The 23,819-nt window shown below is 42.4% G+C and carries 26 protein-coding genes and 1 pseudogene; 9 read left to right on the top strand and 18 right to left on the bottom strand.

From position 1 onward, the window contains the following. Positions 1 to 4: 4 nt before the first annotated feature. Positions 5 to 469 carry an SsrA-binding protein SmpB gene (gene smpB, locus MAE_RS19245; protein ID WP_002732921.1) on the bottom strand — a complete coding sequence of 155 codons (465 nt, stop codon included), beginning with the start codon at positions 467 to 469 and terminating at the stop codon, positions 5 to 7. Positions 470 to 685: 216 nt separating this feature from the next. Between smpB and psb29 the strand changes: the two genes are divergently transcribed. Both psb29 and cofH read left to right on the top strand, forming a co-directional pair. After that, complete coding sequence (gene psb29, locus MAE_RS19240) at positions 686 to 1,372, top strand: photosystem II biogenesis protein Psp29 (protein ID WP_173351117.1); 687 nt, start codon at positions 686 to 688, stop codon at positions 1,370 to 1,372. Between the two features lie 137 nt (positions 1,373 to 1,509). Continuing rightward, entirely contained in the window at positions 1,510 to 2,646 is a 1,137-nt protein-coding gene (gene cofH, locus MAE_RS19235; protein WP_012267056.1) for a 7,8-didemethyl-8-hydroxy-5-deazariboflavin synthase subunit CofH, read from the top strand. A gap of 94 nt (positions 2,647 to 2,740) precedes the next feature. Here cofH and MAE_RS19230 read toward each other — a convergent pair whose 3' ends face one another. From MAE_RS19230 to MAE_RS19205, 6 genes are all read right to left on the bottom strand, one after another. Next, positions 2,741 to 5,674, bottom strand: coding sequence for an MGH1-like glycoside hydrolase domain-containing protein (locus tag MAE_RS19230; protein WP_012267055.1), 2,934 nt, complete (start codon positions 5,672 to 5,674; stop codon positions 2,741 to 2,743). Between the two features lie 53 nt (positions 5,675 to 5,727). Beyond that, the gene (locus MAE_RS19225) at positions 5,728 to 6,054 is read right to left on the bottom strand and encodes a hypothetical protein (RefSeq protein WP_012267054.1); all 327 of its coding nucleotides are present in this window, start codon (positions 6,052 to 6,054) and stop codon (positions 5,728 to 5,730) included. Positions 6,055 to 6,201: 147 nt separating this feature from the next. Then, a complete protein-coding gene (locus MAE_RS19220; RefSeq protein WP_012267053.1) occupies positions 6,202 to 6,411 on the bottom strand; it encodes an NAD-dependent epimerase/dehydratase family protein in 210 nt (69 codons plus the stop codon). A 204-nt stretch (positions 6,412 to 6,615) separates the two neighbouring features. Continuing rightward, positions 6,616 to 7,641 (bottom strand): phosphoribosylformylglycinamidine cyclo-ligase, encoded by a 1,026-nt coding sequence (gene purM, locus MAE_RS19215; protein WP_012267052.1) that lies wholly within the window; start codon positions 7,639 to 7,641, stop codon positions 6,616 to 6,618. A 104-nt stretch (positions 7,642 to 7,745) separates the two neighbouring features. Further along, positions 7,746 to 8,477 carry a RadC family protein gene (radC, locus tag MAE_RS19210; RefSeq protein WP_002753303.1) on the bottom strand — a complete coding sequence of 244 codons (732 nt, stop codon included), beginning with the start codon at positions 8,475 to 8,477 and terminating at the stop codon, positions 7,746 to 7,748. Between the two features lie 97 nt (positions 8,478 to 8,574). Then, complete coding sequence (locus tag MAE_RS19205; protein ID WP_012267051.1) at positions 8,575 to 9,762, bottom strand: aspartate aminotransferase; 1,188 nt, start codon at positions 9,760 to 9,762, stop codon at positions 8,575 to 8,577. Between the two features lie 377 nt (positions 9,763 to 10,139). Between MAE_RS19205 and MAE_RS19200 the strand changes: the two genes are divergently transcribed. Next, complete coding sequence (locus MAE_RS19200; RefSeq protein WP_004162731.1) at positions 10,140 to 11,426, top strand: FAD-binding oxidoreductase; 1,287 nt, start codon at positions 10,140 to 10,142, stop codon at positions 11,424 to 11,426. A 9-nt stretch (positions 11,427 to 11,435) separates the two neighbouring features. Further along, the gene (locus tag MAE_RS19195) at positions 11,436 to 12,791 is read left to right on the top strand and encodes a (Fe-S)-binding protein (protein ID WP_012267049.1); all 1,356 of its coding nucleotides are present in this window, start codon (positions 11,436 to 11,438) and stop codon (positions 12,789 to 12,791) included. A 52-nt stretch (positions 12,792 to 12,843) separates the two neighbouring features. On the opposite strand, the gene MAE_RS19190 is transcribed toward MAE_RS19195, so the two are convergent. Continuing rightward, on the bottom strand, positions 12,844 to 14,277 hold the full coding sequence (locus MAE_RS19190) for a phosphoglucomutase/phosphomannomutase family protein (RefSeq protein ID WP_012267048.1): 1,434 nt from the start codon (positions 14,275 to 14,277) through the stop codon (positions 12,844 to 12,846). A 243-nt stretch (positions 14,278 to 14,520) separates the two neighbouring features. Continuing rightward, entirely contained in the window at positions 14,521 to 14,865 is a 345-nt protein-coding gene (locus tag MAE_RS19185; protein WP_004162734.1) for a hypothetical protein, read from the bottom strand. Between the two features lie 69 nt (positions 14,866 to 14,934). Between MAE_RS19185 and MAE_RS35840 the strand changes: the two genes are divergently transcribed. From MAE_RS35840 to MAE_RS19170, 4 genes are all read left to right on the top strand, one after another. Beyond that, complete coding sequence (locus MAE_RS35840; protein ID WP_269453933.1) at positions 14,935 to 15,069, top strand: hypothetical protein; 135 nt, start codon at positions 14,935 to 14,937, stop codon at positions 15,067 to 15,069. A 311-nt stretch (positions 15,070 to 15,380) separates the two neighbouring features. Then, positions 15,381 to 16,214, top strand: a complete 834-nt coding sequence (locus tag MAE_RS19180) for a photosystem II manganese-stabilizing polypeptide (protein ID WP_004162736.1) — start codon at positions 15,381 to 15,383, stop codon at positions 16,212 to 16,214. Between the two features lie 129 nt (positions 16,215 to 16,343). Next, on the top strand, positions 16,344 to 16,556 hold the full coding sequence (locus MAE_RS19175; protein WP_012267043.1) for a hypothetical protein: 213 nt from the start codon (positions 16,344 to 16,346) through the stop codon (positions 16,554 to 16,556). 242 nt (positions 16,557 to 16,798) lie between these two features. Continuing rightward, complete coding sequence (locus MAE_RS19170; RefSeq protein ID WP_012267042.1) at positions 16,799 to 17,881, top strand: DNA methyltransferase; 1,083 nt, start codon at positions 16,799 to 16,801, stop codon at positions 17,879 to 17,881. Here MAE_RS19170 and MAE_RS19165 read toward each other — a convergent pair. From MAE_RS19165 to MAE_RS19155, 3 genes and pseudogenes are all read right to left on the bottom strand, one after another. Next, positions 17,867 to 18,232, bottom strand: a pseudogene (locus MAE_RS19165) (transposase); the annotation flags it as partial. The gene MAE_RS19170 and the pseudogene MAE_RS19165 sit on opposite strands and share 15 nt — an antisense overlap. A gap of 470 nt (positions 18,233 to 18,702) precedes the next feature. Next, positions 18,703 to 18,900: a hypothetical protein gene (locus tag MAE_RS19160; RefSeq protein WP_012267039.1), complete on the bottom strand. Its 198-nt coding sequence runs from the start codon at positions 18,898 to 18,900 to the stop codon at positions 18,703 to 18,705. A gap of 131 nt (positions 18,901 to 19,031) precedes the next feature. After that, positions 19,032 to 19,421: a helix-turn-helix domain-containing protein gene (locus tag MAE_RS19155; RefSeq protein ID WP_012267038.1), complete on the bottom strand. Its 390-nt coding sequence runs from the start codon at positions 19,419 to 19,421 to the stop codon at positions 19,032 to 19,034. A gap of 484 nt (positions 19,422 to 19,905) precedes the next feature. On the opposite strand from MAE_RS19155, the gene MAE_RS19150 reads away from it, so the two are divergent. Further along, on the top strand, positions 19,906 to 21,717 hold the full coding sequence (locus MAE_RS19150) for a proline--tRNA ligase (RefSeq protein WP_012267037.1): 1,812 nt from the start codon (positions 19,906 to 19,908) through the stop codon (positions 21,715 to 21,717). Positions 21,718 to 22,077: 360 nt separating this feature from the next. Here MAE_RS19150 and MAE_RS19145 read toward each other — a convergent pair whose 3' ends face one another. The 6 genes from MAE_RS19145 to MAE_RS19120 form a co-directional block, all read right to left on the bottom strand. Next, the gene (locus MAE_RS19145) at positions 22,078 to 22,350 is read right to left on the bottom strand and encodes a type II toxin-antitoxin system HicB family antitoxin (RefSeq protein WP_004162743.1); all 273 of its coding nucleotides are present in this window, start codon (positions 22,348 to 22,350) and stop codon (positions 22,078 to 22,080) included. A 95-nt stretch (positions 22,351 to 22,445) separates the two neighbouring features. Next, positions 22,446 to 22,619, bottom strand: coding sequence for a type II toxin-antitoxin system HicA family toxin (locus MAE_RS30395; RefSeq protein WP_002763541.1), 174 nt, complete (start codon positions 22,617 to 22,619; stop codon positions 22,446 to 22,448). Then, positions 22,612 to 22,848: a type II toxin-antitoxin system HicB family antitoxin gene (locus tag MAE_RS19135; protein ID WP_004162744.1), complete on the bottom strand. Its 237-nt coding sequence runs from the start codon at positions 22,846 to 22,848 to the stop codon at positions 22,612 to 22,614. Before MAE_RS19135 ends, MAE_RS30395 begins: the two co-directional genes overlap by 8 nt. Positions 22,849 to 22,895: 47 nt before the next feature. Beyond that, entirely contained in the window at positions 22,896 to 23,105 is a 210-nt protein-coding gene (locus MAE_RS19130) for a type II toxin-antitoxin system HicB family antitoxin (RefSeq protein WP_002763539.1), read from the bottom strand. 151 nt (positions 23,106 to 23,256) lie between these two features. Beyond that, the gene (locus tag MAE_RS19125; protein WP_041804226.1) at positions 23,257 to 23,514 is read right to left on the bottom strand and encodes a type II toxin-antitoxin system mRNA interferase toxin, RelE/StbE family; all 258 of its coding nucleotides are present in this window, start codon (positions 23,512 to 23,514) and stop codon (positions 23,257 to 23,259) included. After that, entirely contained in the window at positions 23,511 to 23,762 is a 252-nt protein-coding gene (locus MAE_RS19120) for a type II toxin-antitoxin system Phd/YefM family antitoxin (RefSeq protein ID WP_041804225.1), read from the bottom strand. The genes MAE_RS19125 and MAE_RS19120 overlap by 4 nt, the downstream gene beginning before the upstream one ends. Positions 23,763 to 23,819: the final 57 nt, after the last annotated feature.

Genomic DNA, 23,819 nt, shown 5'->3' with positions numbered 1-23,819 from the left:
TTGGTTAACGCTTCATCGCTCGCGCCATATCCCGTTGATCCTGACGACGTTTCAAATCTTCGCGTTTATCGTGTAATTTTTTGCCTCTACCGAGGCCAATGCTGATTTTTACCCAACTACCTTTAAAATACATCTTCAAAGGCACAAGAGTTAAGCCTTTCTGTTCCACTTGACCGATGAGTTTGCTGATTTCCTTTTTGTGCATCAACAATTTTCTCGTCCGGCGCGGATCGTGATTAAAATATTCGCTACTCTGTTCGTAGGGGGAAATATGAACATTAATTAACACCGCTTCACCATTGCGGACTAAAACGTAACCATCCCGCAGGTTTACCTTACCGGCACGCACGGATTTAACCTCGGTCCCCAGCAACTGCACCCCCGCTTCAAAAGTCTCTAAAATCTCGTAGAGATGGCGCGCTTGCCGGTTATCAGTGATAATTTTGATTTTGTCGTCTTGATTGGCCATATAGTCAACTGAAAAGTGAAAAGTAAAAAAGCGATTGGTAGAGGCAGTATCGGCTAATTATCTCGATTTTTCCATGTCCTTATCTTTATATCTTACTCGCTCTTTTGCTCTCTCTGGACTGACTGCTTGCCGCTCTTTGGTGATCACCGGCCTTGTCAGGGGGAACGAGAAAGGGGAAAATGAGAGCAGTGTTAAATTTTTATGAAGTTTGGTTCTGTGGACAAAATTCGTACTGTTTCCGATAGTAAGCGTGATTTTTATACTCGCCACACCCGCCCCATCAATTCGGTGTATCGGCGCGTGGTTGAGGAATTATTAGTCGAGATGCACCTGCTCTCTGTTAATGTAGATTTCCATTATGATCCAATTTATGCCCTTGGTGTGGTTACTTCTTTCGAGAAGTTCATGGAAGGCTATCGTCCGGGGGAGGATAAACCGAATATTTTTAATGCTTTGTGCCAAGCGGTTAACGGTAATCCCGAAGTCTATCGTCGTGATGCCGAAAATATGATCGCTATTGCCAAAGAAACTAATATTGATTCCTTGCTTTCGCAACTGCAAAACCCTGCTCTAGGTGCTAACAATCAGTTGTCTGATAGTCTAGTTTCGTTGATCAACGCGCCTAAGTTTAAGTATAGCCGCCTTTTTGCCATCGGTCTTTATACTATTTTAGCCGAAGCACAACCGGACATAATCAAGGAAAAAGAAAAACGCGAACAAATTTTGCAAAAGTTCTCAGAAATTCTCCGTCTCTCCAGCGAGAAACTGCAAAAAGACCTCGATGTTTATCGCGGTAATCTTGATAAAATGGATCAGCTGCTCAAGGTGATCGAAGATGCCCTAGAAGCAGAAAAGAAAAAACGTCAACAAAAAGAACAGGAAAAACAAACCACCCTGCAATAAAGGCTCTCAACCGGAAATTACCGCGTGCAGACAAGGGAATAGGGAACAGAAAAAGGATTAAATTGGCTCTCTTTCTTTACTGTTCCTTCTGACCTCGTTCTACAATTAGGATCGGCAACCCTTAATATTTATCTCCCGTGACTAACTCCTCCATCACCGCACCCGTAACCGATATTTTGGCAAAAGCGCGGTCAGGGGCGAATTTATCGGCAAAAGAAGCGATTATCTTGCTAGAAACTACCGATAACCGTTTAATTGCCTGGATTCGGGAAACGGCCGACTTTTTGCGTCGTCAACAGACGGGAGATACCGTCACCTACGTTATCAATCGCAATATTAATTTTAGTAACATTTGTGAGCAGCATTGCAGTTTTTGTGCATTCAGACGCGATGAAGATGAAGAGGGGGCTTTCTGGCTTAATTTAGAGGAAATTATCGCTAAAGCGGCCGATGCTGTCCGTCGTGGGGCCACAGAAATTTGTATGCAGGGAGGATTAAACCCAAAAGCCAAGATTAAGGGCAATTCCTTAGACTATTACCTCGAAATTGTTAAAAACCTGAAGCAAGCCTTTCCTGACCTGCATTTACACGCTTTTTCGCCCCAAGAAGTCCAATTTATTGCTAGAGAAGACGGTTTAAGTTACGAAAAAGTTATCGCTTCTCTGCAAGAAGCAGGAGTGAATTCTCTCCCGGGGACGGCTGCCGAGGTGTTGGTGGATGAGGTAAGACGGGTAATTTGTCCAGAAAAAATCGATGCCGCCACTTGGTTAGAAATAGTCGGTACTGCCCATCGCTTGGGGTTACATACCACCAGTACCATGCTCTGCGGTCATATTGAAACCCCTAGCCAACAGGTGCAGCACCTTGAAAAAATTAGAAAACAACAAGAAATCGCCCTAGAAAATAATTATCCGGCTAAAATCACCGAATTTATTTTATTGCCTTTTGTGGGACAATCGGCCCCCAAACCCCTGAGAAATCGAGTCGGACAAGATCAACCAATTTTAGCCGATACATTAAAGTTAACGGCAGTGGCGCGGATTTATTTGGGCAATAGCATTAAAAATCATCAACCCAGTTGGGTAAAATTGGGCTTACAGGGGGCGACAGAAGCTTTAAACTGGGGTTGCAACGATCTCGGTGGCACTCTCATGGAAGAACATATTACCACTATGGCCGGAGCCCTGGGCGGTACTTGTTTGACCGTCGAGGAATTAGCAACGGCGATTAAATCCCTCGATCGCCCCGCCCGTCAACGGGATACAATCTATTAGAGTCTATTTAACCCGAATCCTGGATTAGCTGAAAGCTTGATCCTGTCCCGGGTTAAAACTTTCCTTCTCCCGTCCGACTGAAGTTAATTGAGTATTAAGAAGGTGCGCTATTGAGATAGTTATATTCTCCGACCTGATAGATCAAATTAGCTACGAGTCCTGTCCAACCTGTTTGATGGCTTGCTCCCAGTCCTTGACCCGTATCTCCGTGAAAATATTCGTAGAACAGTATTAAATCCTGGCCATCATGGGTTTTGAAAAGCTCACGAAGTTTTGGGTTATCTCCATAAACTGGTCGTTTCCCTGACTCATCAGGCAGGAAAATACGTATTAAGCGTTTGGATATTTCTACCGCTACTTGTTCAAGAGTATTTCTTCCACGTTCTCCAGTGGGAAACTCCACTTTAAACTCATCTCCTAGACAGTCATGAATGTAATCATGAAACTTATAAAGCGAATCAATGATTAGAAAATTCACAGGAAACCATATTGGACCGCGCCAATTAGAATTACCTGTATGTACAGGAGAGTTACCTGCTTCTCCCGGTTCGTAGAGAATTCTGGAAGGTAAAACACTGCCATACATATCTTTCATGAAGCAAGGAATCGAGTAAGGCGAACCAAACTCAGAATTAGGATCGTGAACTTTTGAAAGACTGCGAATACCATAGTCGCTCAAAAACTCCCGTTTATCCAGTAGCTTTTTGACGATTAATTGCAACTTATCAAAGTCAACAATTGACAAATACATTTCTAGGTTATTATTATGATTGTGCTTGTCTGCGATGTAGAAACTTTCATATTTTCCTCTCAAGTAATCAAAGTCGGTTCCTGGCAAGAACAATTGGGACAATGAATTAGGGTTAGAGAACTTAGATTGAAAAGCATCGATTATCTGGTTTTGATATTCCTGACTTTCGGATTCAAAAATATCAATCGCACATAGGGGAATTAAACCGACTAATGAACGATACTTCAAGGGAAACTCTAGGGTCAAATTTTCCTGAACAATACTGAGTATATCGTAATAGAATTCATCCTTCTGATCCCACAAATGCGTTCTATTTTTTTCAGTAATATCATTGATAGCATTGGCGATATTAAGGAATTCTTTGAGGAACTTGGTTGCAGCTTCCATCTCTTCGCTAGATGGGTCTTGACTTCCTAACTCTATGGCAATTCTCAGCATATTTAAGCAGAACATAGCCATCCAGCTTGTTCCATCTGCTTGTTCAATTTTTACATCATCAGTTTTAAAGTGACTGCGATTTATGAGACTGATATTATCTAGTCCTAAAAAGCCTCCACTAAAAAGATTATTTTCAGGTATTTTTTGAACTTCTAACCACCAATTAAAGTTACTATTCAGCTTGTGAAATATTTTTCTTAGGAAATCTTTGTCCGAAAAACCATACATATCTTGCTCAATTTGATAAACTTGCCAAGCTCCCCAAGCGTGAACAGGTGGATTACCTTCACTAAAGTTCCATTCAAAAGATGGTAACTGTCCATTAGGATGGATATACCAGTCTTCTAAAAATAGACACAATTGTTCTTTAGCAAAATCTGGGTCTATTAAAGCAAAAGTAACAGCATGAAAAGCTGAATCCCAGACAGCATACCAAGGATATTCCCATTTATCTGGCATAGAAATTATGTCTTCATTATGTAGATGAGTCCATTTGGAGTTAAATTTTCTAGTGTCGGATTGTGCTTTATCTGGTAGGCTATCTGAGGGGTATATTTTATGCCACTTTCTGTCTTGATATGACCAATCTCCTTTGAGCCAATCTTGAACTATATAGTAATAAAACTGCTTGTTCCATAGCATTCCTGCAAATGCCTGTCTTTGAACTTGTCGTTCCTCATCTGAAATTGGAAAATCTGAAGGAGTAATAGCTTGATAAAATGCGTCAGTTTCTTCTTTGCGCTTGTCAAAAACCTCCTTAAAATCACTTCCAAAAGGATTAGCATCAGGTAGTTGATCTGGCGCAATATCTGTCAAGCGCAACCATATCACTTGAGGTTTATTAGCTTTAATAGTGAGGTTATAGTGAGCGGATGCTTTTGTCCCTTTCTGTTCAGGGTTGACTTTATCTAGCTCTTGATTAACTACATAATTGTTGATTCCGTCCTTAACATATTTACTCGCATTAGGAGTATGGAAAATGCGTTCGTTGTTAGTTTCATTTTCAGTAAATAACAGAGGAGTATCTCCTTGACAATAGAGATAATAATCACCTAACTCGCTATGATGGGCTTTAATAGTAGCTACATTATTGGCAACTTTCTGCAAACTTGGTTTTTGTTTTTCCCTTTCTGCATCTCCCAACCAAGACCAAGTGTTACGAAACCAGAGAGTAGGTAAAATATGTAGTGGATGAGCTTCAGAGCCTCGATTCCAAACAGTAATTTTAATTAAAATATCTTCAGGAGTCTTCTTGGCATATTCAATAACAACATCAAAGTATCCCTCGTCGAAACAATTAGTATCAATTAGCTCATATTCAGGGTGTTCTTCTCCTCTATACTTAGCATTTCTTCGTTTTTGATTCTCTTCAACGAGATCATCATAAGGAAATTCATAAGGATACTTATACAATGCCTTCATATAAGAATGAGTGGGGTTATTATCTAGATAAAAGTAATATTCCTTGACATCTTCTCCATGATTTCCTTCGCTTCCTGTTAGTCCAAAAAATCGCTCTTTAAGAATAGTATCTTTACTATTCCAAAGAGAAATAGCAAAACAAAGATGCTGACGCTCATTAGAAATTCCCAATATTCCATCTTCTCCCCAACGGTAGGCACGAGAACGGGCATGATCATGAGTAAAATAGTTCCAAGCATTACCATCCTGACTATAATCTTCTCGGACAGTAGCCCATTGGCGATCGCTTAAATAGGGACCCCATTTTTTCCAAGGGATATTTTGTTCACGGACTTCTTGCAAGCGTTTGTATTCTTCAGTTTGTTTCCGAGCTGCCACGAAGGAATTATCTTTTTGGGTATCTTGAATTGTCAACATGACTTTTCTCCTTTATCTTCATTTTTTGTCCTGTACTTAGCTTTTTGCAGTCCTTAGATTTTTTGTCCTGTACTTAGGTACTTGGTATGATAGTAATCAAGAATCTGTGTTGCCATTTCATCCGCTAATTCTCTTGCAGTACGGAGCGAAATAAACTTATTTAAAATGTTATTTTTTATCCATTCTGCCATGTAGTAAATCAATGTGTTGTCAAAGCCATCTGCTCTTTTCCAGTATCCATTTGTACAATTAAGTTCATAGATTTCTGCATAAGCTTTTCCAGCCTGTTCATAAATATCTGGTAGAGTAGATTCCCAAGTTGTTCCACTAAATAACCTCATATATATTTGGTTGATTTTACTTTGATATTCTCTAGACATGATCTTTAACTCCTTATGTATTTTTCGACGTTCTGATGTTCATACAATTTTGTAATGTACTGGCTAACAGTATCTTTCCATAAGAACCGAGATTTTTCTGCTTGCTGGCAAATTTCTTGCCATTGAGATGGATTATTAAGTTTGACTTCAATCGCTTTTAAACATCAGATCGAAAAGTTGGTAAGCTGAGTGGGGGTGTCTGACGTTGTGAATGGGAATAGTAGCATAAACCTGAGTGCCAAGCTCCAAAAGTGCTTTACATAACCAACTGCCTTTAAATCCCGAAGCTCCAGTCACCAGAACCTTTTTCCCAGACCACTGGTCTCCTAATAGTTGGGGGATAGGCGTTCCTTGCATGGCTATAACCTCCTTTTCTCTGAAAAAGTGTCTTATCAGGTTCTGACCTAATTCTATCGAGAAGCAAACTAAGTATAACTACTTAAGTAAAAAAACTTAATATAAATTGGGTTGGGGATAGGCCGAAACTCTGCTGCTATCCCAGCCAGTCAACCTGATTTTTTGGTGGAATTCATGGCAAAATCTTCTTAGCCTGAACTAACTTTAATCAAGCCCAACAATCTCCCCCTTACCGGCAATCACTTCGCCGATTTGGTAGGCATTAATCCCAGAGGATTGGAGTTGATTAATAGTCGATCGAGCCAGATCTGATGGGACAATGATCACAAAACCGATACCCATATTAAAAGTATTAAACATGGCTTCGGCATTAACCGAACCCATCTGGGCTAACCAGTGAAAAATCGGCAAAACCGGCCAACTTTCGCAGTAAATCTGCACGGAATGCCCTTTACCTAAGCAGCGGGGCAAATTTTCCGGGATGCCCCCCCCAGTAATGTGGGCCATGGCGTGAATATCTAACCCAGAGCGCAGCAGTTCTAGCACAGGTTTAACATAAAGTCTAGTGGGAGTTAACAAAACTTCACCTAAGCTAGAGCCGGCCAAAATTTCGGGGCAATCTTGCCAATTTAAGCCCTGGGTGTCGATAATCTTACGAACAAGACTAAAACCGTTACTGTGAACCCCACTACTGGCTAAACCGATAGCCACATCGCCGATTTGCACCTTACTGCCGTCGAGTAATTGACTTTTTTCGACAATACCGACGCAAAAACCCGCTAAATCGTACTCTCCGGCCGAATAAAACCCCGGCATCTCCGCCGTTTCCCCTCCCAAAAGAGTACAACCACTATCACGACAGGCCCTAGCGATTCCCGATACCACCGCTGCTAACTGTGACGCTTCCAGTTTACCGGTGGCCAGATAATCCAAGAAAAATAAAGGTTCAGCCCCAGAGGTTAAGACATCGTTGACGCACATGGCCACGAGGTCAATTCCCACCGTATCATGGCAATTGAGACTATGGGCAATTTTCAGCTTGGTTCCCACACCATCAGTTCCCGATACTAACACCGGTTGCCGATAACCGGAAGGTAACTGAAAATAGCCCCCAAAACCGCCTAAACCGCCGATAACTTCGGGACGGAAGGTACTTTCCACATTTTGGCGAATTTTCTCGACAAAAGCGCGTCCCGCTTCCACATCCACGCCCGCTTCTTTATAATCCATGCCCAATTGACCGATTGTATCTCTCAAATTTTACCCAGATTTCGGTCGCACTCGCTCCCTTTTCCAGCTAAACCCAACAACAATTTTTGATTGTTGCAAGAGGTCTAATCTTCTTGGGGATATTTTTCCCAAAGATCCGTGATTTGGCGAAGACTTTGGAAGTTGCCATTACCGAGGATCAAATGATCTAGGAGAGGAATGGCTAGATAGGTGGCCCCCTGTAATAATTGTTCTGTGAGTAAAATATCGTCTTGACTAGGCACAAGTGACCCGGTGGGGTGATTATGGGCGATAATTAACTTAGTAGCTGATTGTTTAACCACTTCTCGAAAGATTTCTCGCGGATGTACCAGTGTTTCCGTGGCTGTGCCGATAGTAATCACTTTGAGTGCGATTAACTGATTTTTGACATCGAGTAAAATAACGGCGAAACGTTCCTGAGACTGATACATTAGTTCGTGGCCAAGGATAGCGGCAGCGGTATCGGGACTATCGATAACCATTTTTTCCGTCGGTCGTCGTTGAAAAGCCCGTTTTCCCAATTCGATCGCCGCTAGAATAGTAGTAGCCTTAGCCGGTCCAATGCCATGAATAGCGGTTAATTCTTGGGGGTGAATATCCCTCAAAACGTCCAAAGGATCCCGGCGATATTTACTCAATTCGTTGAGAATATGCTGTCCTAAACCCACCGCCGAGAGTTTCCCCTTACCTTGACCTGTAGCCAGTAAAATCGCTAATAATTCGGCGTTACTGAGGTTTTTTGCCCCGACACTGATTAAACGTTCCCTTGGTCTTTCACTGACAGGAATATCGGCAATTCTTAAGCTGTAGGTCATGGAAGTGGCAAGCTACCGCGATAAAATTCCATCATAATCGCAATTTTAGCCAGTGCCTAGAGGGATTTGGCGGGTAAATCAGGGGGAAAAATTCTCCTTACTGATAGCGAATTCCCGCATCTTCGAGGCGCTGTAAAGCTTCCCCTAATCGCGGCATATCGGCGATTAAACTGACGCGCACATAACCTTCCCCTCCCTCTCCAAAAGCATTGCCCGGAGTGACAACGACACCAGTTTTTTGCAAAACAGTAAGGGCGAAATCCGTGGAAGTCATACCGACGCTACAGGGGACCCAGAGATACATTGTCGCCTTAGAGGGGGGAATATCCCAACCTAATTGCCCCAAACCTTTGATGAAAAAATCTCGTCGCTGCCGGTATCTTTCCTGTACTTGTTTGACGTATTCATCCGGCAGTTGTAGGGCGGTTTCGGCCGCCTTTTGGATGACGGAAAAGATGCCATAATCGAGATTGGTTTTCAGGGTGCGTAACCCTTGAATAATATCGGAATTGCCCACGACAAAACCGACGCGCCACCCGGCCATATTATAGGTTTTCGAGAGGGTATGAAATTCGACACTAATCTCTTTTGCCCCCGGAATTTCTAATAAACTGGTGGGCTGATAACCATCAAAACTCAATTCAGCATAACAGAGATCGTGGACGAGCATAATCTCATAGTGCCGGGCCCAAGCAACGATTTTTTCAAAAAATTCCCGGGGGGCAATGGCGGCGGTGGGGTTACTGGGATAGTTAAAATAGAGGATTTTCGCCCGTTTAGCCACATCTTCGGGGATAGAATCGATATCTATCAGCCAATCCTGTTCCGCTTTTAAAATGATCGGGTATAGCGTCGCCCCGGCAATCAAGGGACCGCGAAAATGGGCGGGATAGGCGGGACTGGGAACCAAGACTACATCACCTGGGTTAACATAAGCCAAAGCCAGGTGAGATAGGCCCTCTTTGGAACCTAGCAGCGGTAAAGCTTCGTTATCGGGATTGAGTTCCACACCATAAGAGCGATCATACCACTTAGCGATCGCCTCTCGGAAGCTGGCGGTTCCTTCAAAGGGTGGATAACCGTGAAATTGGGGGGTTTCAAAAGCTTGAATGGCCGCTTCGATAACTGGACGCGGGGCAGCACCATCCGGGTTGCCCATGCCTAAATCGATTAAATCTAGTCCTTCTTTGCGGGCTAAGGCTTTTAATTCATCCAAGCGGGCGAAAACGTAGGGGGGTAAGGCACTTAATCGCTTGGCGCGGCTATTCGTCCAATTTACACTCATTACTTCTTGGCTTACTGATCGAGGTAATCTACCATTATGGCACGAGTGTATGGCTAATTTTGCAGTTAAGCTGTTCGTAATTTAAATTGCTTGTTGAGACGAGGCAAGAGGCAAGAGGCAAGAGGCAAAAGGATAATTTTCCCTTTAACCTTTCGCTTTTTCCCTACATTTGCCGAAAATTTTTTGATTTATGCAAGAGAGCTTTTTTACTGCTTCAGTATGGCTGGAATTGCCCGACACCGGAGATGGAGGGACAAACTAAGGTAATCTGATTAACAGAGGCTGAAAATTACTGATTAGCCCCAGCATTACCCCCATTCTTCGCCATTAGCGGCCGGTAAGTCCTGACTCCTCACTCCTCAATTATTTTGTAAAATATGACTGCGATCGCTGTTCAGATAACTTCTATTTTACCCCCCGACACGACAGTTATCACCTGGCAACAAGTGCCAAAAGAGGAACAAGAAAGATTATCAAGGGCAATTAGGGGCAAAAGTCCTGAAATTATAGTTTATCCCGCTAATACAACCGCTTTATCCTCTCTGGTGCGTTTTACCAACGAAAATCGTCTGTCTTTACTGGCCTACGGTCAAGGCAGTAAATTAGATTGGGGTGGGTTAGTCGAGTCGCCCGATATTTTAGTTAGTACCCAAAATCTCAACCGGATTATTGACCATGCTAGGGGAGATTTAACTATAACCGTGCAAGCTGGGCTTAAACTAGCGGATTTACAGGTTTTTTTAGCTCCTAGCGGTCAATTTCTTCCTCTTGATCCCAGTTACGCCGATAATGCCACGATTGGCGGTATTATAGCCACAGCCGACGCGGGAACATGGCGGCAAAGATACGGTGGTGTCCGGGATCTGATCCTAGGATTCTCCTTTATCCGTCACGATGGCGAGATTGCTAAAGCTGGAGGGCGTGTGGTCAAGAATGTGGCGGGATACGACATGATGAAGCTATTTACGGGTTCCTACGGCACTTTAGGGATTATCGATCAGATTACCCTACGACTGTATCCCGAAACTGCTAACTCAGAAACCCTGATAATCACTGGAAATAGCGAAAATATTAGCAAATTGAGTCAAGTTATTCGGCAATCGGCCTTAACTCCCACCGTGGCTGAATGTTTAAACCCAGGGATGACGCAAGCACTAGGATTAGGGGAAAAAGTCGCTTTACTGCTGCGTTTTCAAAGCATTCCCGAAAGTATTAGCGAACAATCGCAACAGGTGAGTTATTTAGGGCAACAGTTAGACTGTCAGACTAATTATTATCGGGATGAGGAAGAAATTTCTCTATGGCAAAGATACCGAAAAACAATGGATAATTCCGGCCAAGAGGGCAATTTTTTCGGCAAAATAGGATTATTACCTAGCAATTTAGCTCTAGTTATCGACCAAATTAACGGACTAGCCTCGATTAATATTAGTAGTGGGGTGGGTAAAGTTATCTTAAAATCGGAGGAAAATCTTGACAAAATTCGCTCTTTATGCAGTGCAAATCACGGTTATTTAACGGTGTTAACCGCACCCCCATCGCTAAAAGAAAAAATTGAACCTTGGGGCTATACAGGTAACGCGATTACCATGATGAAAACCCTAAAAACTAAATTCGATCCTCACGGTATTTTTAGTCCTGAACGCTTTCTTAACAAAATCTAATTAAAAATCATGCAAACCTCCGAGCATTCCGTTAACTTTCAAGAATTAATCGACCAAAAAAATCAAGGATTTGACCCCAAGAATCCCCCTGCCCAAGAATTAATCGATAGTTGTGTTCACTGTGGTTTTTGTCTATCTACCTGTCCCAGTTATCGAGTCATTGGCAAAGAAATGGACTCCCCCCGGGGCAGAATTTATCTGATGAATGCCATCAACAAAGGGGAAGCAGTTTTAGACGAAACCACTAGCCAACATTTTGATACTTGTTTAGGCTGTTTAGCCTGTGTTAGTACCTGTCCATCGGGAGTACAATACGATCAATTAATCGCCGCAGTTCGTCCGCAAGTGGAACGCAATCAACCCCGCAGTTTTAAAGATAAAATTATTCGTTTTCTCATTTTTAATCTCTTTCCCTATCCCCTCCGTCTCAAATTATTTTTACCCTTCCTCTGGTTATATCAAACCCTGGGATTACAAACCCTAGTCAGGAAATCGGGTATCTTAAAAATGCTCTTTCCCCGTCTAGCGGCGATGGAATCAATTTTACCCAAAATTACCCTGTCCTCTTTGTTTAAAAACTATGCCGATGTTATTCCCTCCCAAACTGAAAAACGCTATCGAGTGGGAGTAGTTTTAGGTTGTGTGCAGCGCCTCTTTTTCTCGCCGGTAAATGAAGCAACAGTGCGGGTTTTAACTGCCAATGGTTGCGAAGTGGTTATCCCAAAAACCCAGGGTTGTTGTGCCGCTTTACCCGCACATCAAGGACAGGAAAAACAAGCACAAAGTTTAGCCAGACAAATGATCGATAGTTTCGCAGAAACCGAGGTTGATTATATTATTATCAATGCGGCGGGTTGTGGTCATACTCTCAAGGAATATCATCATATTTTAGCCGATGATCCTGAATATAAAGATAAGGCTAAGGAGTTTGTGGCTAAAGTACGCGATGCCCAAGAATTTTTAGCCGCAGTGGGTTTAACTGCTGATTTATCCGCGATTACCGAGACAGAATTAACCCTAGTTTATCAAGATGCCTGTCATCTTTTACACGGACAAAAAATCTCCGTGCAACCACGGCAATTATTGCAAAAAATCCCCAATATTAACTTAAAAGAACCTATCGATGCGGCCTTGTGTTGTGGCAGTGCCGGAGTTTATAATATGCTACAGCCAGATACTGCCGATGAATTAGGTCAGCAGAAGGTACGCAATTTATTAAATACTGGGGCTGCGGTGATTGCTTCTCCTAATCCGGGTTGTTCCCTACAAATTAAAAAACATCTACAATTACAGGGAAAAGATACACCCGTTATTCATCCCATCGAATTATTAGATTATGCGATTCGCGGGCTGAAAATTTCCTAGTTCATCCCCGTTTAAAATAGAAAACGGGTTTCTTCAAGAAACCCGTTTTCTATTAGATATAGATAGCCCAAGATTTTGCCCAGGCGAGAATTTCATCAACTCGATCGAGGGTTGAAGATTCACAGTAGAGACGCAAAACCGGTTCGGTGCCACTAAAGCGAATTAACAACCAACTGCCATCTTCTAAACGGAATTTATAACCGTCCATAGTATTACAATCAGTCACTTGTTTACCAGCAATTTCCCTTAAGGGTTCCTTATCCAAAGCAGTAATTAACTGATTGCGAGCTTCCATATTAGCTAAGGGTAAATCAATGCGATCATACTCAGAATGAAACCCGGTTTTATCCTGTAATTGCGCGTAAAGATCGCTTAAATCTTGGCCCGATTCTACCACCGCTTCCAAAACGTATAAAGCTGATAATAAAGCATCCCGTTCGGGAATGTGAGTACCATAACCGACACCTCCCGACTCTTCCCCACCAATTAACACAGGAGTGGTCAACATTCGATCGGCGATATACTTATAACCGATCGGGGTTTCAAAGACCGATAAACCGTATAAACTGGCTAATTTGGGGATTAAATCGGAACCGCTCACCGTTTTCACAATTTCCCCTCTCATTCCCTTTTTGCCGGCTAAATGCTCGATTAAAATCGGGATGAGATTTTGGGTGCTTAAAAAATTCCCCCGACCATCGATCGCCGCTACTCGATCGCTATCCCCATCGAAGACCAAACCTACTCGCAAAGGGGCTAAATTTGCGCTGTGAGCCAGTTTATCGATGATTTCCCTCAAATTTCTCGGTAAAGGTTCTGGAGAGCCGCCACCGAACAAAGGATCGCGATTGCCGCGTAATTCCGTGATCCCCACCCCCAAAAGACGCTCTAAACCGGTAGCCGCCGCACCGTGCATGACATCGGAATAAACTTTTAGTTGTCCCGATTCGATCGCGTTGGCAATAGCGGCAATATTAACTTTTTGGCGTAAACCCTGACAATAACCTGACCATGGCTCAAAAGTGTTTAATTTACCGGCAGCTGCGTTAAATTGCGGCGGATTAGACAATAAAGCTTCAATTTGTTGGGTAATTTCCGGCGAGACAGAACCACCAAAATAACCTTTAACCTTCAAACCGAGATATTTGGCTGGGTTATGACTGGCGGTTAACACGATCGCACCGAGAGCATTTTCTGCTCGAGCTGCCCAACTAAAAGCGGGAGTCGGAGCGTAGGATTGGGAGAGAAGCACATCAAAACCGGCTTTTTGAAGCGATTCCGCCGCAGTTTGAGCAAAATCCTCCGCCATAAACCGCCGATCATAGCCGACGATCATCGTCCGCGAACCTGTGATCTGACCATAATTATCCGCTAAAACCTGAGCCGCCAAGGGAGCGAGCAGAGCGACTCGATCGAAAGTAAAATCGGCGGCGATAATCCCGCGCCAGCCATCGGTTCCAAATTTAATCGGGTTCACGGTGGTCATGATTTACGAACTACCCCTAAAATATCCATTTTCCCAATACTGTAACCCGCTCCGTACCCCTTGGCGATAGGCAATGGGGGGATAGGGGAAATGGGGAGATGGGGAGATGGGGAGATGGGGAGATGGGGAAATGGGGAAATGGGGAAATGGGGAAATGGGGAAATGGGGAAATGGGGAATTTCAGCTAAAACCCTAAAACCCCAAAACCCCAACACCCTAACACCCTAAAAACCCAATACCTTTTCAGGTTTCTCGATCATCGGTTTTTGCCGCCGAATCGAGCGCGCCGACTTCACTGGCTAATAATTTTTCCATTAACATTTGTAACTTCATCCGTTCTATATAGGGCCATCCCCCGGTTTCCTCGATATCCCGGAGTAATCCGTATAAGTCCTTACGGGTATTGGGTAAAGATGGCTCGAACATCTGCTCGCGAATTTGCCGATGTAAATTTTCTAAAGTTCGCAGCAACATTAACAAACCGTTACAATCTCCCTGCTGTTCTTGGGCGATCGCTGTCACCGTCGTTACAAGGGAATCTAGTTGGCTATCTAATTGGCTGTTATCTCCCGGCAATCGGCTATTCATGTTCCTATTTGAAAACAGTCACACCAATCATATCAGTCATCAGCTATCAGTTACTTAGAGCCTCCTGAGTTGAAAGAGGGTGTGGGGTGTGGGGTGTGGGGTGTGGGGAAGTGGGGAAGTGGGGAAGTGGGGAAGTGGGGTGTAGGGTGTGGGGTGTGGGGTGTGGGGTGTGGGGAAGGAAACCTCTTTCATCTGTGGTGGTGAAAATTTTTTCATCGGGACTGACTCCTAAGCTAAGACGTATTTAAACTGCTTATTCTTCGATTAGCCGAATCTCCTCCAATCTCTTTACTGTTGCCTCTTGCCTCCTGCCTCTTGCCGGCTGCCTCCCGTCTCCTGACTCCTATCTCCTGACTCCTATCCCCTGCCTGCCGTCCCCTGTCTCCCATCTTCTCAATGGTCACTGATCTTTGATAAACTGAGTTTCGGTGAATTGGCCCGACCGATTCGATAATTCATCAGGCTATGGATCAAGGGTAGTAATTGTAAAGATTGACAAAGAGAGGTTGACATAGATGAGATTTCGTGCCTTGTTAGTTGCCTTTTTAGCCTTGTGCTTAGGGGTGTTGACAGCTTGTAGCGACGCGCCTAGTGCCGTCCTGAATAGAAACGAGCTAACCTATGATGAAATTTTAAACACGGGATTAGCTAACAAATGTCCCCAGATTTCCGAGTTCACCCGGGGTACTCTCCCCTTAGAACGCGGCGAAAGTTATGTGGTGACAGATTTATGCTTAGAACCCCAAGAATATTTTGTCAAGGGTGAACCCGTTAATAAGCGGGAAGCAGCCACCTTTATACCGGGTAAACTCCTAACCAGAGATACCACCAGTTTAGAACAGATGACAGCGAGTTTAACCGTAGGCGAAGACGGTGTTTTAACCCTCAAGGAAGAAGACGGTATCGATTTCCAACCCGTTACCGTACAATTACCCGGAGGTGAAAGAGTTCCCTTGTTCTTTACCATCAAAGGTTTCACTGGCAAAACCGAAGCCGGATTTAACTCGATTAACAGTTCCACGGATTTTGAAGGCGACTTTAAAGTTCCCTCCTATCGTGGCGCTGGTTTCTTAGATCCCAAAGGTCGGGGTGTGGTAACCGGTTATGATAATGCTGTCGCTTTACCCGCTAGTGCTGATAGTCAAGATTTCCAGCGCGCTAACGTCAAAGCGACGGAACTGGGTAAAGGTACTATGTCTTTACAGGTAACTAAAGTTGACGCTTCTACTGGCGAGTTTGCTGGTGTTTTTGAAAGTGAGCAGCCTTCCGACACCGATTTAGGCGCAAAAGATGCTGAAGAAGTGAAAATTCGCGGCATTTTCTACGGTCGTCTCGAAGCTCGTGCCTAATTAATAAATTCAGAATTTCTGGAAATTAAGGCGAATTTCTCCCCAGAGAAGTTCGCCTTTTTTTGGCTCTCTTGGGGTTGTTGAGCAGTTACAATAAAGATTGACCTCGCCTTGGAGGAAGAGTTGCTAATGCCCAAGAAGACGAACAAGCAAACGGAAGCCAAAAGTTACAATCATGGCGAGGAACATCCCCAGCGTCCCGATATTGGCACGGAACCCCACTTCAAGAAAAAGAAACCCCCTGTCACCTATCGTTATGATTCCTCCTTGTCCCCGGAGTTAAACTGGGATGAAAACCCCGCACGAGAACAAGCTGAGGCCTTAATTAGACCTCTTGCATAAATCCGAAAACAAACGATAGAAACAATAATGGGAGGGACTTTCAGTTAATTATTTATTAGTAGTTGATAATCTTCAAAAATGTTGCTGTACAAGGATCGACTTAAGACTTTTGCAAGAGGTCTATTGAGCAAATTCTCGCGGCAGAAGATTTAGAAACCGCCAAAATAGCAGCGCGTAAACTCAAGGCAATCGGTGAACCGTTTTTAAATTGGACAGGAAAGGCCGAAAGGTTATCTTTTCAAGTGCCGACTTTACCCCTATTTGTCCATGAACGTTTATCCACTAGGGCAATTATTGAAACCCTGAAATCCCACAAGGTGGAAAAAGGGGAACAATTGAATCTATTTGAACTATTTAATGACCCTAAATGGTCAATTACTGACCAGATTCTCCGAGCTTACGAGTACCACGATAAATGGGTAAACCGGATGATTCTCGGTGACTCGTTGGTGACGATGAACTCCCTACTGCAATACGAGGGGATGGGGGGTAAGGTGCAGATGATTTATATTGACCCTCCCTACGGGGTAAAATTTGGTTCTAATTTTCAACCTTTTGTCAGAAAACGCGACGTTAAACACAACGATGACGATGATTTCACCCGCGAACCGGAGATGGTGCAAGCTTATCGAGATACTTGGGAATTAGGGTTACATTCCTATCTGAGTTATTTACGCAATCGTTTGTTATTGTCCCGGGAGTTTTTGACTGATAGCGGTAGTGTTTTTGTGCAGATTTCCGATGAGAATGTTCATCATGTTCGGGAATTGATGGATGAGGTTTTTGGCGGGGAGAATTTTGTAGCAAATATTACTTATAAAACAAAAAAAATGACAATGGGTAATACATCTACTATTGAAACAATAGGGGATCATATTATTTTCTATGCAAAATGTATTAGAAATTTAAAATGTCATTCTTTATTTACTTTTAAAGACTGGAGAGAAGATCATCATTGGAGATATATCGAGTTACCTAATGGAGAAAGACGCACAATGACAACAGAAGAAAGAAATAATCCTGATACAATACCTGAAGGTAGTAAAGTTTTTATCCCTTTAGATTTAAGGCCAAGTGGTTATTTTACTACTGGTGATTTTGTTTTTGAATTTAACGGAACTAAATATTCACCTGGTACAGGAAAAAGCTGGCGCACTAATAAAGAGGGAATGGATAATTTAGCTAAATATAATCGTCTTTATGAAACAAGTAAAGCCTTGACTTATGTTTTATATCATGATGATTATCCAGTTTCAAGAATTACTAATTTTTGGAATGATACAGAAGGTGCATATCAAGCTAGTGGTCTGTCAAGATGTTATTGACGGATACAAGCTTTTTAATTTAATTCGGGCATCTTCAGTGGTAAATCGCCAATCTACAGGAGCAGAATTTTCATTTCTGCGTTTTTCCCAAGCTGCTACTTCTTCTGTTAAGATTTCCTTGTCTTCAATAGGCCGCTCAAGGCACTGTCGGCTTAAAACACTCAACTCAATTTCAGCCCTATTTAACCAACTTCCATGTTTAGGAGTATAATGAAACTCCAATTTATCCAGAATGCCTCTTGCTTCGACTGGGGTAAAAGCTTTATAAACAGATGCTTTGACATGAGTATTCAGATTATCTTGAACTACTTTAATTTTCTTGGCTTGAGGATGACGTTGATCAACTAAATAGGGTCTGCTGAAAAAGTTTTTCGGTGGTGGCAGGGTGTGGGGTGTGGGGTGTGGGGTGTGGGGTTTTACTCATTTTCAGGTGGTCAATTACCTAATTTTCAGGGAAAAAGTCCAGGAATTTTACCCCCGATCACTCCAAGGCTAGGCACTTTTTGAGGTCAAAAAAGCCTAAAAACCTTATCCAACAAGCTTTTTAGATTTATTCAGCAAGCCCTAAATACTTCATTTGTTGGGCATAGTCAACACTCCTACGTTGGTCAGTGACTTCCACATGTCTCCAACCCGTAAACGGCTCAAAAAACATGAATAAATTAGAAACTCCGGTTCTTCGTTACTTGGTATGGTTCGATCAGGGGGCAGAAATCGGCTAAATCCTTATCTGGCAAGGGACTTAATTGATTAGCTCGTTCTAGATTGAAAACAATTGGCAAAAATCGCAGCCATGTCTTTCTATATAAGGGTTTCACCCCTTATAACTCCCGTCCATTGCATAACACAAACCGAAGAACCGAAACTCCTTCTCGCTGATATTCATAATCAAAACGTTCGGACTTACCCGGTTCGGCAGCAATTGGCGAATTGATTTCTGAAATCAGTTGTTTTGAGGTCTCATCAAAACAAACTAAGGGATAATCTGGGTCATAGTTGCTGGTGTAAAGTTGTAACACTTCTGACCTTTGACAGACAAATTCGGCATTGGCTTGAGGTGGAATTACCCAAGATTCTTTTAACCAAGGTTTTAGCTCGTTTTTTTTAAGACCTGTCGCACTGTTTCAGAAGAAATGCTTTCTATGTATTCTCAAGTTACCATTTCCTCTGCCAGTAGTCGTAATGTCCAACGGTTATAACCTTGAGGCACTTGTGAGCAAGCCAGTGCGATTAAATGGGCTTCTGCTTCTCCGTCTATCTTTTTGAGCTTTAATGACTTTTTCGGACGAGGGTTAAGTGCATTTTCTAGGCTTTCTTCCACAAATCTTTGTCTGACTCTCTCAATGCTTCTGGTACTGATATTCAAGGCTTCACTGATTTGTTGATCTCTACAACCTCCATCGGGTTGATTGATATCTGCTTTCAGTAAAATTCGAGCATGATTAATTTTTCTAGCGGAAGCTTTACCTGTTGTGGTTAGTTTGTTGAGACTCTTGCGTTCATCTTCAGTTAAGCAGACAATGTATTGTTTGGCTGGCATTGTTTTTCGGGGTTAGCTTATTTACATTCCTATTATCCGACATAATTGCTTTGACAGACTACTAGGCTTTTCCTTGATGCTGGCAATGTAAACTTTGATTAAGAGAAAGACTTCTAGCTCCGATCCGATGTTATATTAATAATTGAAGCTAAAGAAAAAAGCTTCCCTGACAGATCAACTGGCAAGGTTATAAGGTCAAGTTCACAAAGGAGTAAACCCTGTTAAAGTTACATTCTGTCTCGATAACGACGATAACAGCGATCAACCTGAACGCTCATATTTCCTAGAGTAGAGAACAAGGGAGTTAGGCAATTGCCACTAAGGTTCAATGCGTCTCCAACCAGTCTCAAGTTGTGAGGGGAAATACCTGAGAATCGGTAAACTGATCGCTGTTATTGTTTGTCAACACAAGTAATTGATCATTGCAGTCGCTCTCCTTTGATGAGATAATAGAAAGTCTTCTGTTCAAAAGGATATCGATAGGATGCGACTCTCTCAACAGCTTTTTGTCACTCTCCGGGAAGACCCAGCCGAGGCGGAAATCCCCAGTCATAAATGCTTGGTGCGTGCCGGTTACATTCGTCGCATTGGCAGCGGTATTTACGCCTATTTACCCCTGATGTGGCGGGTTTTGCAGAAAGTCTCCCAGATAGTCCGGGAAGAAATGAATAAAGCCGGTGCCCAAGAATGTTTACTTCCCCAACTGCAACCGGCGGAACTCTGGCAAGAATCAGGCCGTTGGGACACCTACACAAAAGCAGAAGGGATCATGTTTGCCCTGACGGACCGGCAAAACCGGGAGTTAGGATTAGGACCGACTCACGAAGAAGTAATTACTGCCGTCGCTCGTGATTTAATTCGTTCCTATCGACAATTACCGGTTAATTTATATCAGATTCAAACTAAATTTCGCGATGAAATTCGCCCTCGTTTTGGTTTAATGCGGGGACGAGAATTTATTATGAAAGATGCCTATTCTTTCAATCTCGACGAGGAATGTTTAAAGAAAACCTATCAAGCGATGGATATAGCTTACCGCAATATTTTCCGCCGTTGTGGGTTAGCTTTTCGGGCAGTAGAAGCCGATTCTGGAGCGATTGGCGGTTCCGCATCCCAAGAATTTATGGTCTTAGCTGATGCTGGCGAAGATGAGGTTTTATTTACCGCCGATGAAAAGTATGCGGCTAATGTGGAAAAAGCCGTTTCTTTGCCGGCAGATAAAGTGGCTTCTCCCTTTAAAAAGTTTGCTAAAAAAGAGACTCCTAACACCAACACTATCGAAAGTTTAGCTAAATTTCTCGATTGTGCTGCCACCGCTATCGTCAAAAATGTTCTCTACGAAGTGGTTTATGATAGCGGCATAACTGTTTTAGTTTTGGTGAGCATTCGGGGAGATCAAGAGGTTAACGAAGTTAAACTACAAAATGAATTAGTTAGACAGGCGAGCCGTTACAATGCTAAAACAATTTTGGCTTTAAAAATACCCGATGCTGCCGCTCAACAGAAATGGGCAACTAAACCTTTACCTTTAGGTTATATTGGTCCCGACTTAGAAGATAATTTGCTCAAAAAAGCCAGCGATATAGCTCCTCAATTTTTACGCATAGCAGACAACACGGTGACAGACTTAGAAAACTTGATCACCGGTGCAAATGAAACGGGGTTTCATTTAGTGGGGGCGAATTGGGGTAAAGATTTTATCTTACCGGAATTAATCGTCGATCTACGCAAAGCCCAGGTAGGCGATCGAGCTATTCATGATCCTAATCAAACCTTGCAAAGTGCTAGAGGAATTGAAGTCGGTCATATCTTCCAATTGGGCTATAAATATTCTCAAGCCATGAATGCTTTTTATACTAATGAAGCGGGAGAATCTACCCCCATTTGTATGGGTTGTTATGGCATAGGAGTATCGCGTTTAGCACAGGCAGCCGTAGAACAATCCTACGATAAAGATGGCATTATTTGGCCGGTAGCTATTGCCCCTTATCAAGCGATTGTGGTTATTCCCAATTTAGCTGATGCCGAGCAGGTAAAAACCGCCGAAAGTTTATACAATGAGTTAAATCAAGCGGGCATTGAAACCCTTTTAGATGACCGGGATGAACGTGCAGGAGTTAAGTTCAAAGATGCGGATTTAATTGGGATTCCCTATCGCATTGTCACGGGTAAATCTCTCAAATCGGGTAAGGTGGAATTAGTTGAAAGAGCCAGTAAAAAAGCGTCAGAAGTAGCAATTAATGAGGTGGTTTCCTATTTAAAAACTGCTATTTCAAAGGTAAATGCTTCTGATTAAGTGATTAAATATACAGATAATTTTGCCTGTTTATGGTTTTGATGATCGAGGATGGCTGGTTTAAGGCATCAAAAACTGTTCCCTGTTGCCACTCAAAGACTTTTTCAGCATTACTGTTTGAGTGTTGGGGGATTTTTCTCTAAAGCAGCTAATAATTTGCTTAATTTCTTGAAAAACTTCTTCTAAAAAAGGAGCTTTTGAGATTACTATATTATCTTCCTGTCGATTTCTCTCAAATTAGGTCTCAATCAACAAATTCAATCTCCTTAATGATGGCGATTTTTTGCTGTATTTTCTCAAGCATATAGTACTGACGACCGACTCCTGACGACCGGCTCCTAACCCCACCAACAAACTTTTTCAGCAAACCCTAATTAAGACTTGCTCCAGTGGAATATGAGTCAGAAAAAATGTTTCTCCTTCCGAATCTCGCAAAGCTTCTAGATAGGCATCAATTCCTCGCGGTTGGGGACAATTTTCAACATCTGCTAAATGCAAAGCCAAAGCCGATCGCATTTGCTCCGTTGTTTCTTCTAAAGTCGCCCCTGTTGGTACACACCCTACTACATCGGGTGAATAAGCGGAAAATCCCGTTTCACTTTTTTCGAGAACAATTAGATATTTGTCGATCATTTTAACCCCGCTTCACTTAACTTTTTCTATAAATCATAGAAATAAGGATAAAGCTCTGATTCTAGAATATATTGACTTGCTTGTTTGAAAATTGCCTAACAGGTTCCAGGATCAAGTTTTCGATGATTGGGAATAGTTAAAGTCTCTCTTCTCTGGGAGATAACACGACGCAATTTAATGTGACTTCCTCGTTGACTGTGAATAGTAAAGCCAAATCGAGCGAGAATCTTGATCACGTCTTTGCCTGATAGTTGTTTCAGTTTAGGCATATTCAGGCTGTAACTCAACCGTAATCTGTAGAGAAGGTTTGGCAACTAGACCAAACTCACTAGGATCTTCCCCTTCTAAATGTAATAAGACAGCTTCTTTGAGATTATTAACCACCTCATCCAAGGTATTTCCTTGGGTCACAACCGAAATTTCCACGCATTCGCCTACATATCCTTGTTGTTCACCAGAATAAATAATTGCCGTAATTTTTGAACTTAATTCAGCCATAATTGCTCAGATAAAATACGTTTTGATTGTAATAGAGTATATTTTAGCTATGGGGAAATAGCCTGAAAAATTGGGAGAGATTTGTCTCGTGCAGTGTAGTCTTCGATAAGGAAATCTAGAACTTCAAGGGCATTTTGTAGCGCTTCATTGTAGGTTTCGCCGTGAGTATGAGCATAGGAGACAAATTCAGGGAGATGGGCGATAAATTTGTTGTCTTCTTGTGACCATTGAATATAAATACTATAGTGATAATTCATGGGTTGTCTCCTTGATTTAATTTGGCTAGTTCCTGAAGTGCATTTCTTCCGTCTTTTTCCTGGTAGTGATCGGCATCACTACTATTTTTGCCTAACAGGATCAAGCTATATTATAAACGGGGATGAATTCAGTGGTTATGACCGCTATTACCTAATCTCCATAGTGTGTTTTTGTACGAATAATCAGAATAGTTTTATCGTCTTCATAAATTTCATAAAGCAGACGATCTTTTCGATTTAGGCGATAGGAATACAAGCCTTCTAAATCGCCTTTTAAGGATTTGCCAATATAGGGATTAATTGCAATTATGTTAGTTAAAATTTCTTGAAGTTTGACTTTCTGTTTTTGGGTGAGTTCGTCGGGATCTTTTCGCGCTTGTTTAGAAAAGACAATTGTGTAGGTTGTCATCCAAATACTTGTTCCATTGTTAGGGTTTCTCCTGCGGCATATTCTCGTCGTGCTGATGCAATGTGTTGTAATAGTTTGGGATCTTGCATGAGTTCGCTGGTTTCAGCTAAGGATTCCCATTCTTCTTTAGTGATGAGAATATAACTGCGATTTTCACGAACGATCACTACTCCATCGGGTTCTTTTTCAGTGCGATCGCAGAGTTCTTCTAGGTTGGCTTTGGCGTAATCAACGGTAACTTGATACATAAATCGCTTAAGGTTTTTGGGAATTACTCTCATAATAAAGCAAAAATTGCTTGTTGG

Source organism: Microcystis aeruginosa NIES-843 (assembly GCF_000010625.1).
Taxonomy (GTDB): domain Bacteria; phylum Cyanobacteriota; class Cyanobacteriia; order Cyanobacteriales; family Microcystaceae; genus Microcystis; species Microcystis aeruginosa.
Note: the sequence above shows the minus strand (reverse complement) of the source record. Positions and strands in the feature narration are given on the sequence as shown.

Excerpts from the sequence above, each read along its gene's own strand:
- smpB (WP_002732921.1), bottom strand. The coding sequence starts at position 469 with ATGGCCAATCAAGACGACAAAATCAAAATTATCACTGATAACCGGCAA.
- MAE_RS19230 (WP_012267055.1), bottom strand. The coding sequence starts at position 5,674 with ATGTTGACAATTCAAGATACCCAAAAAGATAATTCCTTCGTGGCAGCT.
- MAE_RS19225 (WP_012267054.1), bottom strand. The coding sequence starts at position 6,054 with ATGTCTAGAGAATATCAAAGTAAAATCAACCAAATATATATGAGGTTA.
- MAE_RS19220 (WP_012267053.1), bottom strand. The coding sequence starts at position 6,411 with ATGCAAGGAACGCCTATCCCCCAACTATTAGGAGACCAGTGGTCTGGG.
- purM (WP_012267052.1), bottom strand. The coding sequence starts at position 7,641 with ATGGATTATAAAGAAGCGGGCGTGGATGTGGAAGCGGGACGCGCTTTT.
- radC (WP_002753303.1), bottom strand. The coding sequence starts at position 8,477 with ATGACCTACAGCTTAAGAATTGCCGATATTCCTGTCAGTGAAAGACCA.
- MAE_RS19205 (WP_012267051.1), bottom strand. The coding sequence starts at position 9,762 with ATGAGTGTAAATTGGACGAATAGCCGCGCCAAGCGATTAAGTGCCTTA.
- MAE_RS19200 (WP_004162731.1), top strand. The coding sequence starts at position 10,140 with ATGACTGCGATCGCTGTTCAGATAACTTCTATTTTACCCCCCGACACG.
- MAE_RS19195 (WP_012267049.1), top strand. The coding sequence starts at position 11,436 with ATGCAAACCTCCGAGCATTCCGTTAACTTTCAAGAATTAATCGACCAA.
- MAE_RS19190 (WP_012267048.1), bottom strand. The coding sequence starts at position 14,277 with ATGACCACCGTGAACCCGATTAAATTTGGAACCGATGGCTGGCGCGGG.
- MAE_RS19185 (WP_004162734.1), bottom strand. The coding sequence starts at position 14,865 with ATGAATAGCCGATTGCCGGGAGATAACAGCCAATTAGATAGCCAACTA.
- MAE_RS19180 (WP_004162736.1), top strand. The coding sequence starts at position 15,381 with ATGAGATTTCGTGCCTTGTTAGTTGCCTTTTTAGCCTTGTGCTTAGGG.
- MAE_RS19175 (WP_012267043.1), top strand. The coding sequence starts at position 16,344 with ATGCCCAAGAAGACGAACAAGCAAACGGAAGCCAAAAGTTACAATCAT.
- MAE_RS19155 (WP_012267038.1), bottom strand. The coding sequence starts at position 19,421 with ATGCCAGCCAAACAATACATTGTCTGCTTAACTGAAGATGAACGCAAG.
- MAE_RS19150 (WP_012267037.1), top strand. The coding sequence starts at position 19,906 with ATGCGACTCTCTCAACAGCTTTTTGTCACTCTCCGGGAAGACCCAGCC.
- MAE_RS19145 (WP_004162743.1), bottom strand. The coding sequence starts at position 22,350 with ATGATCGACAAATATCTAATTGTTCTCGAAAAAAGTGAAACGGGATTT.
- MAE_RS30395 (WP_002763541.1), bottom strand. The coding sequence starts at position 22,619 with ATGCCTAAACTGAAACAACTATCAGGCAAAGACGTGATCAAGATTCTC.
- MAE_RS19135 (WP_004162744.1), bottom strand. The coding sequence starts at position 22,848 with ATGGCTGAATTAAGTTCAAAAATTACGGCAATTATTTATTCTGGTGAA.
- MAE_RS19130 (WP_002763539.1), bottom strand. The coding sequence starts at position 23,105 with ATGAATTATCACTATAGTATTTATATTCAATGGTCACAAGAAGACAAC.
- MAE_RS19125 (WP_041804226.1), bottom strand. The coding sequence starts at position 23,514 with ATGACAACCTACACAATTGTCTTTTCTAAACAAGCGCGAAAAGATCCC.
- MAE_RS19120 (WP_041804225.1), bottom strand. The coding sequence starts at position 23,762 with ATGTATCAAGTTACCGTTGATTACGCCAAAGCCAACCTAGAAGAACTC.